This window comes from Actinosynnema sp. NPDC002837 (genome assembly GCF_040295345.1).
Classification (GTDB): Bacteria; Actinomycetota; Actinomycetes; order Mycobacteriales; family Pseudonocardiaceae; genus Actinosynnema.
Genome location: NZ_JBEOVG010000009.1, coordinates 171,192 through 180,384 on the forward strand (window position 1 = coordinate 171,192; position 9,193 = coordinate 180,384).

Below are 9,193 nucleotides of genomic sequence, written 5' to 3' on the forward strand. Positions count from 1 at the left end.
CATGACCGTCTCCGGGTGGGGGAACGAGACCGTCCCCCCACCCGAGGCCGCCAGACCGGTGAAACCCACCCCGCTGTTGCTCCAAGGCCAGGACTACCTCTTCCGGTCGCAACCCAAGTGCCTGGACTTCCAGGAGCAGGTCCACCGCCTCGGCATGGTGGACGAGGGCGACGGCAGCCCCGTGCCCTGCGTGCTGGTCCTCGCCCGGGCCGCCGACATGGAGATGAACGAGCTCTCCATCGCGCTCGCCGAACGCGGCATCCGGATGGCCCGCATCGACGCCGACCGCTCGGTCGACCTCCCGCTCACCGTCTACACCGACCAGCCGCTGCTGGAGCTCGACCGCTGGCTGCTGCGCCCGCTGCTGGTGTGGCGCAGGCACTTCGAGCTGACCGCGCTGCCGCTGGAACCCGGCACGCTGGCCGGCGCGTACGCGGTGGACCAGTGGGGCGCGGTCGCCGACTGGCTCTCCAGCCGCGGCGACTGGGCGCACGTCAACCCCAGCCGCAACACCTCCCACCTCAACCGGCTCACCCAGCTCGCCGACGCCGCCTCGTTCGGCCTGAAGGTGCCGCGCACCACGGTCACCACCCGACCCGGCCGCACCCGGCCCGGCGGCGGGCGGTGCATCGTCAAGACCTCCGGCCGCCACCTGCTGGAACCGCGCCCGGGGATGCAGCACGGCCTGTTCCCGCGCCCGCTGGAGACCAGCCGCTCCGGTGACGTGCCGGAGTCCGCGCCGGTGATCGTGCAGGAGTACGTGCCCTCCGACACCGAGCTGCGCGTGTTCGTGGTCGGCGAGCGGTGCCTGGCGTTCCAGGTCGACAAGCTCGACCCGGCGCAGCTGTGGGTCGACCCCGAGGCGGTCCGCGTCACGCCCGTCGACGTGCCCGGCGGGCTGGCCGACCGGCTGCTCGCGCTGGCCAGGCACTGGCGGCTCCAGGTGGCCGCGTTCGACCTGCTCGTCTCCGGCGGGGACCACGTGTTCCTGGAGGTCAACGTCAACTGCGACTGGCGGTGGTTCGAGCACCGGGCGCAGGACTCGCGGGTGTCCGACGCCGTGCACGAGTGGGTCGCGGCGCGCTTCAAGGAGCTGCTGGGTGCGGGCAAAGGTCGCTGAGCACGCGACGCTCTTCTACTCCGACGGCGCCGTGGTGTGGGACGACTACCTCAACCACCGCCAGTTCGCCATCAGCGAGACCGCCGAGCTGCTGTGCCGCAAGTTCACCGGGTTCACCGACGTCGACGAGCTGCTCGCGCCGCTGGCCGAGGGCGATCAAGTCGCGCTGCGCAAGGTGATCGAGGAGCTCCTCGAAGCCGGGGTGCTGATCGTGGAGGGCTCGCCCGAGCACGAGCGGGAACGGCGGCTGCTCGCCGGGTGGCGCGACTGGGGCACGTCGGCCCGGCACTTCCACTTCGCCAGCCGCACCCTCGCCGACGCGCCGTACCAGGGCACGGAGGAGCACGACGCCGTGCTGGACGCCAAGCTGGCCGCCGAACCGCCGCCCGCGCCGTTCCGCCGCCTCGGCCGCACCGCCGTGCTGCTGCCGCGCCTGGACGGCACGTCGAGGTGGGCGTCGGAAGGGCTGCTCGACGTGCTGCTGGCCCGCCGCACGACCCGCGGGTTCGGGCCGGGGCCGATGTCGTTGACGCGGGTCGCCGAGCTGCTGGCGGTGCTGGCGGGTCCGTCGCCCGCGCGACCGCGGATCGGGCGCTCCGGCACGGTGTTCAAGACCAGCCCGTCCGGCGGCGGGCGGCACCCGGTCGAGCTGTACGCGCACGTGGGGGTGGCCTCCACCGGAGGTGGCGATCAGGCGGTAGAGGCGCTGGAGCCGGGCTGGTACCACTACGACGGGCTCGCGCACGCGCTGGAGCCGATCGGGGTGACGTGGGGGCCCGCCGAGATGACCGCCGCGGCGGGTGACCAGGACTGGGTCGGGCAGGCGCCGTTGGTCCTCGCGTACACCGGAGTACTCGAACGGACTAGATGGCGTTACGACACGTCACGTGCTTACCGTGTTGTGCAAATGGACGTAGGACACCTGTCCCAAACGGCTTATCTGGTTGCTACGGCAATGGGTTTTGGTATCGGCTTCACCGCAGCATTGCGGGATGAGCTCGTCGAACAAGCACTCGGCTGTGATGCTTATCACGAAGTCGTACTCGGTCTGAGCGCCTTGGGGCCATTACCCGAATGAGCGCAATAGCGGATCGCATTGAGCCGTGCGGGCGACTTCTTCTGAAGTAGCCCCACGAACGCTCGGTAACCGCTTAGGCTCCCCGCTGCCCCCGTAGCCCAACCGGTAGAGGCAGGCTCCTTAAAAGAGTCACAGTACGGGTTCGAATCCCGTCGGGGGCACGTTCGGCGCCACAGCGACTTCACCCATCTGCCGGGTGAACCCAAAACGGTGCGTCGTGCCGGTCGACATCGAGTCGGCATCGCGTCACCCGATCGGACCCGCGAACGCGGTGCGGCGGCCGTGAACAGGCACACCACATCGGATGAGTCGCGGATGTCCGATCGGATGACGCGCGGGTTCAGCGGTCCCGCACCCATTCCGCGACGACGTCGGCCAGCACCGCCAGTGGCAGCGGCCCGCCGCCGAGCAGCACGTCGTGGAACGCGCGGATGTCGAAGCGCTCGCCCAACGCCTCCTCGGCCGCCGCCCGGATCCGCAGGATCTCCAGCCGGCCGACCATGTACGCCAGCGCCTGGCCCGGCGCGGCGAGGTAGCGGTCGACCTCGTTCTCGATCTCGACCAGCGCCAGCGGCGTGTTCTCCCGCAGGTACTCGACGGCACGCGCGCGGCTCCACCCGTGCGCGTGCAGACCGGTGTCCACCACGAGCCGGCCGGCGCGCATCGAGTCCATCGCCAGCATCCCGAGCCGCGCCACGTCGTCGGAGTACAGGCCCATCTCGTCGGCCAGCCGCTCGGTGTAGAGCCCCCAGCCCTCCAGGTACGCGGTGACGTGCGCGACCCGCCGCAGCACCGGCAGGTCGGTGAGCTGCTGCGCCAGCGTGATCTGGAAGTGGTGCCCCGGCACGGCCTCGTGGAACGCGATCGCCTCGGCCTGGTAGCGGAACCGCTCCTCGACCCGGTGGGTGTTCGCGTAGTAGACGCCGGGCCGCAGCCCGTCCGGCGTCGGCGGCGAGTAGTAGGCGATCGGCGCGCCGGGCGCGTCGGCCGCGGGCACCGGCTCGACCTGGCACCGCTGCTCGGGCACCCGGCCGAACCAGCGCGGCGCGGCCTGCTCCGCCCTGGTCACGGCCTCGCGGGCGGCGGTGATCAGCTCGTCCTCGGTGCTCCAGCGCAGGGCCGGGTCGGTGCGCATCCGCTCCAGCACCTCGGCCACGTCGGAGGTCCCGAACACCCGCTTGCCCAGCTCGGCGTACTCGTGGGCCAGGCCCGCCATCACGTCCAGGCCGGTCTGGTGCAGTTCCGCGGGCGTGCGGTCGGTCGTGGTCCGGGTCCGCGCGAGCGCCGCGTACATCGCCTCGCCGTTCGGCAGCCGGCTCAGGCCCGCCTGGTCGTCCGGGCGGCCCTGGATGCCCGCCACCACGTCCCGGTAGGCCGCGAACGCGGGCCGCACCACGTCGGCCAGCAGGCGCTCCCGCTCGGCGGCGAACGCCTCACCGCCGACCGGACGGGCCAGCGGGTCCTCGTCGGCGGCGAGGTAGCGGTCCAGGTGCGCCACGGAGGCGTCGACGAGGTGCTGGACGGGCGTGCGGCCCGCCGCCGCGCCCGCGAGGTGCCGTTCGGCGATCCGGCGCAGGAAGTCGGGCACCGCGGCGAGCCGCTCCAGGTAGGCCCGCTCGGACTCCGGCCCCGACAGCACGGTCGTCGGCATGACCGACAGCAGCTCGCCCGCGGGGGCGAAGAACGAGTCGGTGATCGTGTACTCGACGCCGAGCGCGTCGATCTCGTCCACGATCGCCTCGGCCTGCTGCACGATCACCGCACGCGTCACCGGGTCGTCGTCCGCGGGCAGAGCGCGCGCCCGGTCGGCGATGTCGACCGCCCGTGCCCGCGCGGATTCGTCGGTCTCCACCCGGCGGTCCGCGAGCAGGTGGTCGTATCCCGGCACGCCGTAGACGGTCGCGCTCAACGGCTCCCGCGAGAACATCAGGTCGAGCAGTTCGTCGGCCAACTCCGTCGTCGTGCCCATGCGCACCCCCTGGTCGTCGTGAAACCAAGATGGTACTTAGCCTAAGAAACGATTTACACCCGGTCCAAATAGGCCAGCACGGCGAGCACGCGCCGGTTGTCGTCCTCGGACATCGGCAGGTCCAACTTGCCGAAGATGTTCGCGATGTGTTTGCCGACCGCTTTCTCGGTGACGAACAGCCGGCCCGCGATCGCGCCGTTCGAACGGCCCTCCGCCATCAACGACAGCACTTCCCGCTCACGCGGCGTCAACGTGGTCAGCGGCTGGTCGCGCGCGCCGCGCGCGAGCAGTTGGTCGATGACCTCGGGGTCCATCGCGGTGCCGCCGGCGGCGACCCGGCGAATGGCGTCGACGAACTGCTTGACGTCCGACACCCGGTCCTTGAGCAGGTATCCCACCGCGCCGCCCCGGTCGGACAGCAGTTCGCGCGCGTAGAGCTGCTCCACGTACTGCGAGAGCACCAGGACCGGCAGCCCCGGCACCCGCTTGCGGGCCTCGATCGCGGCGCGCAGCCCTTCGTCGGTGAACGTCGGCGGCAGGCGCACGTCGACCACCGCCACGTCCGGGCGGTGGTCGACCAGGGCCTTGAGCAGGGCGGGACCGGAGTCGACCGCCTCCACCACGTCGAAGTCGTAGGCCTCCAGGAGCCGGATCAGCCCGTCCCGGAGGAGGACGAGGTCTTCACCGAGGACAACTCGCACGGCAGCTCCATGGTCACGATGGTCGGCCCGCCCACCGGGCTCGCGATGCCGAGTGTGCCGTCGAACGCCGCGAGCCGGCGCTCGATCCCGCGCAACCCACCGTTCTCCGACGGCTCCGCGCCGCCGCGCCCGTTGTCCCCGATCATCAACGACAACCGGCCGTCGTCGTGCCGCACCCGCACCCACGCGCTCGTCGCGCCGCTGTGCTTGGCCACGTTCGTCAACGTCTCGGCCACCGCGAAGTACGCGGCTGACTCGACCGGCGCCTCCGGCCGGCCGGTCAGCTCCAAGTCGACCTCCACCGGCAGCGGGTGCGCCAGCGCCAACGCGCGCAGCGCGCCGTCCAGCCCGCGGTCGGCCAGCACCGGCGGGTGGATGCCGCGCACCAGGTCCCGCAGCTCGGCCAACGCCTGGGAGGACGACTGGCGCGCCTCGGCCAGCAGCTCCTGCGCCGCCCGCGGGTCGCGGGCCAGCAGCTCCTCGGCCATGCCGAGGCTCAGCCCGAGCGCGACCAGCCTGGCCTGCGCGCCGTCGTGCAGGTCCCGTTCGATCCGGCGCAGCTCGGCGGCCTGCGCGTCGACCGTGTCGGCCCGCGAGTCGGCCAGCACGCGCACCCGGTCGGTGAGGGCGGCGGTCGCGCTGGGCGCGAGCAGCCGCTTGGCGACGGTCGCGTGCAGCCGGGCGGCGCGGGGCGTGGCCCACCAGGCCAGCACCAGGAAGGCGATGCCCAGCAGCGGCGCGAGCACGAAGTTGCCCGGGGTGTCGCGGCCGATCGCGACGTACTCGACGTCCCCGTGGTCCAGCCAGATCAGCGGCACCACGAAGCCCAGCACGCCGTTGATCCAGAACCCGACCGGCAGCACGCCGCAGAGCACCCCGGTGATCGCGTTGACGGGCAGGAACGCGAGGTCGCGCCACGTCGCCGGGTCGGTGGCGATGGTGCGGACCCTGGTCATCGGGCCGCGGTTCGCCGGCACCCGGTACGGCGCCGGGATCTCCACCTCCAGCACCCGCGAGGCCCACCAGCGGAAGAAGCCGGTGTAGCGGCGGGCCAGCGCGGTGAACACCAGCAGCAGCGGCACGCCGACGGTCACCAGGATCAGCGGGTAGGCGTAGAGCTGGAGCGGGATCAGCAGCAGCCCCGCCACGCACAGCGGTGTCCGGGCCAGCCCCAGTCCGGCCTGCGTCAGCCGGGTGCGGGCGGCTCGTACCAGGTCGCGGTCCGTCATGGCGCCGATTCTTCCGGCCGGCCCCCGGTAAATCGGTGGGTTTAACCCCCCAAAGCGATCTACAGATCGATCACGGTCCCGTCCGCGACGACCTCCACGCCCGCCTCGGCGATCTTCGCGTGCTCCGGCGACGCCGGGTCCAGCACCGGGTTGGTGTTGTTGAGGTGGGTGTAGATCCGCCGGGTCGCCGGGTGCCCGCGCAGCTCCGGCAGGCTGTGCGCGATCGGCAGGTGGCCCATCGCCGCCTGCCCGCTCGGCCTGCCGGTGGCCGCGCCCATCTCCGAGGGCGCGTAGAACGTGCCGTCCAGCAGCACCACGTCGGCCTCGGCCACCAGCGCGTCGAACCCGGGCGGCCAGGACGCCAGGCACGGCGCGTACAGCAGCACCCCGCCGGTGGCCGGGTCGCGGAACCGGTAGGCCACCACCCAGTGGCCCGCCACCGGCGAGTCGACGGCGTAGCGCGGGCGCTTGCCGCTCACCGGGAACGCGGTGACCTCCAGCCCGCCCGCGAGCACCACCGCCTGCTCGGGCTCCACCTGCCGCCACGACCACTCGCCGTACGTGGCCAGGACGGCGCGCGTCGGCGCGAGCGCGTGCAGCACGGTCGCGGGCGCGTGCACGCGGAGCCCCGGCGCGCCGCGCAGCACCGCCAGGCCCAGCGTGTGGTCCAGCTCGGCGTCGGTGAAGAGCACCCCGCGCACCGGCGTGTCCCTCGGCCCGGGACCGGGCGCGAGGGCGGGCGTGGCGGCGAGCTGCGCGCCGACGTCCGGCGAGGCGTTGACCAACCACCACTCCGCCCCGTTCCCGCTGACCGCCAACGCGTCCTGCGTGCGCGCCGGCAACCGACCGGCCCGCACCGCCTCGCACGGCCCGCACGCGCAGTTCCACTGCGGCGCACCGCCGCCGGCGGCCGTCCCGAGCACGACCGCCCTCACCGCACCACCGCCCGGTGCTCCACCTCGGCCGGCGGTCCCGCGAGGATCAGGTCGACCAGGCCCCGGTGCGGCGAGAGCGTGCACACCGGGTCCGTCGCCGACGCGTCGCCGGTCAGCTGGAACGCCTGGCAGCGGCACCCGCCGAAGTCCACCTCGCGCCGGGCGCACGAACGGCACGGGTCGCGCATCCAGTCGAAGCCCCGGAACGCGGTGAACGCGGGCGAGGTGTGCCAGATGTCGGCCAACGACCGGTCCTTCACGTTCTCCACGCCGAGCCCGTCGATCACCCCCGCCGCCGGGCACGGCAGCACGTCGCCGTTCGGCGCCACGGTCAGCTGCCGCGCGCCCCACCCGTGCATGCACGGCTTGGGGTGCGCCTCGTGGTAGTCGGCGATCACGTACACGATCTCCATCGCCGACCGCGCCTGAGCGGCGGCCACCACCTCGCCCGCCCGCGCCAACTGCTCCCTCGTCGGCAGCAGCGCGGCCCGGTTGCGCAGCGCCCAGCCGTAGTACTGGGTGTTGGCCAGCTCCAACCGGTCCGCGCCCATCCGCTCGGCGAGCGCGACGATCCCGCCGACGTGGTCGAGGTTGAGCCGGTGCAGCACCACGTTCACGGTCAGCGGCAGCCCCGCGTCCCGGATCGCCTCGGCCGCGCGGAGCTTCGGCTCGAACGCCTTCACCCCGGCGATCCGGTTCGCGCCCGCCTCGTCCGCGTCCTGCACGGACAGCTGCACGTGGTCGACACCGCGCAGCCCCGCGAGCCGCTCGGGGGTCAGCCCGAGCCCGCTGGTCACCAGGTTCACGTAGCAGCCGAGCCCGGCCGCGTGCTCGACCAGCTCCGGCAGGTCCTTGCGCGCCAACGGCTCGCCGCCGGACAGGTGGACCTGCAGCACGCCCAGCGCGCGGGCCTGGTCGAACACGTCGCGCCACCGCGCGGTGTCCAGCTCGTCGCCCCGCCCGACCAGGTCGACCGGGTTGGAGCAGTACCCGCAGCGCAGCGGGCACCGGTGGGTCAGCTCGGCGAGCAGCCCGAACGGCGCGTCCGCCCGAGGCGCCTCACCCATCGACGTCCACCACCCGGCGCGCCACCAGCCGTGCGACGAGCTCGGCCACGTCGTCCGCCTCCACCCCGTCGAACTCCTCGGTCAGCCGGCGCGCGATGCCCTCGACGGACGTGCGCCCGTCGCACAGCGCGACCACCGCCGCCGCGGTCTCGTTGAGCACCAGCACGCCTTCCGGGAACAGCACCACGTGGCTGTCCCGGGTCTCGTCGTACGCCGTCTTCACGCCCCGCCGCAGGCGCGGCACCGCGTCCAAGCCCGTCATGGTCGGCTCCGTCACGAGTAGTAGTCCACGGCGTCCAGCACCGCCCGCAGCACGTCGCACTTGAACGCCAGCGCGGCGACCGCCGCCTCCTGCTGCTCGCGCGTGCGGCAGTTGCGCACCACGATGTCCACAGTGGACTTCCCTTCGTCGGCGATCACCTTGAGCCGGGTGGTGAAGTAGGTGAAGCCCTCCTCCGCGATCCACGGGTAGTGCTCGCGCATGTCCACCAGCCGCCGCGCCATCAGCCCGCGGGAGAACATCTCGGTCAGCCCGGACGCCACCGCCTCCACCCACGGCCGCGTGCGGGCGAACGTCACATAGGCGTCCACGGCGAACCGCACGCCCGGCAGCACGTGCCGCTCGTCCAGCACCTCCTCGCGGGTCAGCCCGACGGCCTCGGCCAGGCGCAGCCAGTTCTCCGCGCCACCGTCGCCGGGCCCGCGGCCGTCGTGCCAGACGATCCGCTCCCGCCACACCCGCCGGACCTCGACGTCCGGGCAGTTGGCCAGGATCGCGGCGTCCTTGCGCGGGATCGCCTGCTGGTAGTACCAGCGGTTGGCGGCCCAGAGCTGCAGCTCGTGCTTGCTCAACCGGCCCTCGTGCAGCCGCAGGTGGAAGGGGTGGCGGTCCCAGTAGAGGGGTGACAGGGCGCGCAGGCGCGCGGTGAACTCGTCCGGCGTCAACATCGGGGAGCCGGACGACTCGGGAGTGGGCACGGCGGCGGGCACCTCTCGGTACGCGGGCGCGTACGAGTTCCGGCTGCTGCTCAAGCTGTGGCCGGCGGGCGTCTCGCTGCGCCTGGGCACGGGTGTGGGGCACGGCATCCCGTTCA

Annotated in this window: 9 protein-coding genes and 1 tRNA gene; 3 read left to right on the forward strand and 7 right to left on the reverse strand. The window is 72.9% G+C overall.

Annotation, left to right across the window (positions count from 1 at the left end):
• Position 1 precedes the first annotated feature (1 nt).
• From ABTZ99_RS09810 to ABTZ99_RS09820, 3 genes are all read left to right on the forward strand, one after another.
• Positions 2-1,120 carry an ATP-grasp domain-containing protein gene (locus ABTZ99_RS09810; RefSeq protein ID WP_498774121.1) on the forward strand — a complete coding sequence of 373 codons (1,119 nt, stop codon included), beginning with the start codon at positions 2-4 and terminating at the stop codon, positions 1,118-1,120.
• Positions 1,101-2,198: a SagB family peptide dehydrogenase gene (locus ABTZ99_RS09815; RefSeq protein ID WP_498774123.1), complete on the forward strand. Its 1,098-nt coding sequence runs from the start codon at positions 1,101-1,103 to the stop codon at positions 2,196-2,198. The genes ABTZ99_RS09810 and ABTZ99_RS09815 overlap by 20 nt, the downstream gene beginning before the upstream one ends.
• Before the next feature lie 87 nt (positions 2,199-2,285).
• A tRNA-Leu gene (locus tag ABTZ99_RS09820) sits at positions 2,286-2,359 on the forward strand.
• Between the two features lie 179 nt (positions 2,360-2,538).
• Here the strand turns inward: ABTZ99_RS09820 and ABTZ99_RS09825 are convergent.
• From ABTZ99_RS09825 to pqqC, 7 genes are read right to left on the reverse strand one after another with little or no spacing between them, the layout of a single operon-like run.
• The gene (locus tag ABTZ99_RS09825) at positions 2,539-4,167 is read right to left on the reverse strand and encodes a DUF885 domain-containing protein (RefSeq protein WP_498774125.1); all 1,629 of its coding nucleotides are present in this window, start codon (positions 4,165-4,167) and stop codon (positions 2,539-2,541) included.
• Between the two features lie 53 nt (positions 4,168-4,220).
• A complete protein-coding gene (locus ABTZ99_RS09830) occupies positions 4,221-4,868 on the reverse strand; it encodes a LuxR C-terminal-related transcriptional regulator (protein WP_230567391.1) in 648 nt (215 codons plus the stop codon).
• Positions 4,820-6,097: a sensor histidine kinase gene (locus ABTZ99_RS09835; protein ID WP_499610043.1), complete on the reverse strand. Its 1,278-nt coding sequence runs from the start codon at positions 6,095-6,097 to the stop codon at positions 4,820-4,822. Before ABTZ99_RS09835 ends, ABTZ99_RS09830 begins: the two co-directional genes overlap by 49 nt.
• A 59-nt stretch (positions 6,098-6,156) precedes the next feature.
• Positions 6,157-7,032, reverse strand: a complete 876-nt coding sequence (gene pqqB, locus ABTZ99_RS09840; protein WP_499610046.1) for a pyrroloquinoline quinone biosynthesis protein PqqB — start codon at positions 7,030-7,032, stop codon at positions 6,157-6,159.
• Positions 7,029-8,099: a pyrroloquinoline quinone biosynthesis protein PqqE gene (gene pqqE, locus ABTZ99_RS09845; protein ID WP_499610049.1), complete on the reverse strand. Its 1,071-nt coding sequence runs from the start codon at positions 8,097-8,099 to the stop codon at positions 7,029-7,031. Before pqqE ends, pqqB begins: the two co-directional genes overlap by 4 nt.
• Entirely contained in the window at positions 8,092-8,361 is a 270-nt protein-coding gene (pqqD, locus tag ABTZ99_RS09850) for a pyrroloquinoline quinone biosynthesis peptide chaperone PqqD (protein WP_498774134.1), read from the reverse strand. Before pqqD ends, pqqE begins: the two co-directional genes overlap by 8 nt.
• 11 nt (positions 8,362-8,372) lie before the next feature.
• Positions 8,373-9,047, reverse strand: a complete 675-nt coding sequence (gene pqqC, locus ABTZ99_RS09855; protein WP_498774640.1) for a pyrroloquinoline-quinone synthase PqqC — start codon at positions 9,045-9,047, stop codon at positions 8,373-8,375.
• Positions 9,048-9,193 lie beyond the last annotated feature (146 nt).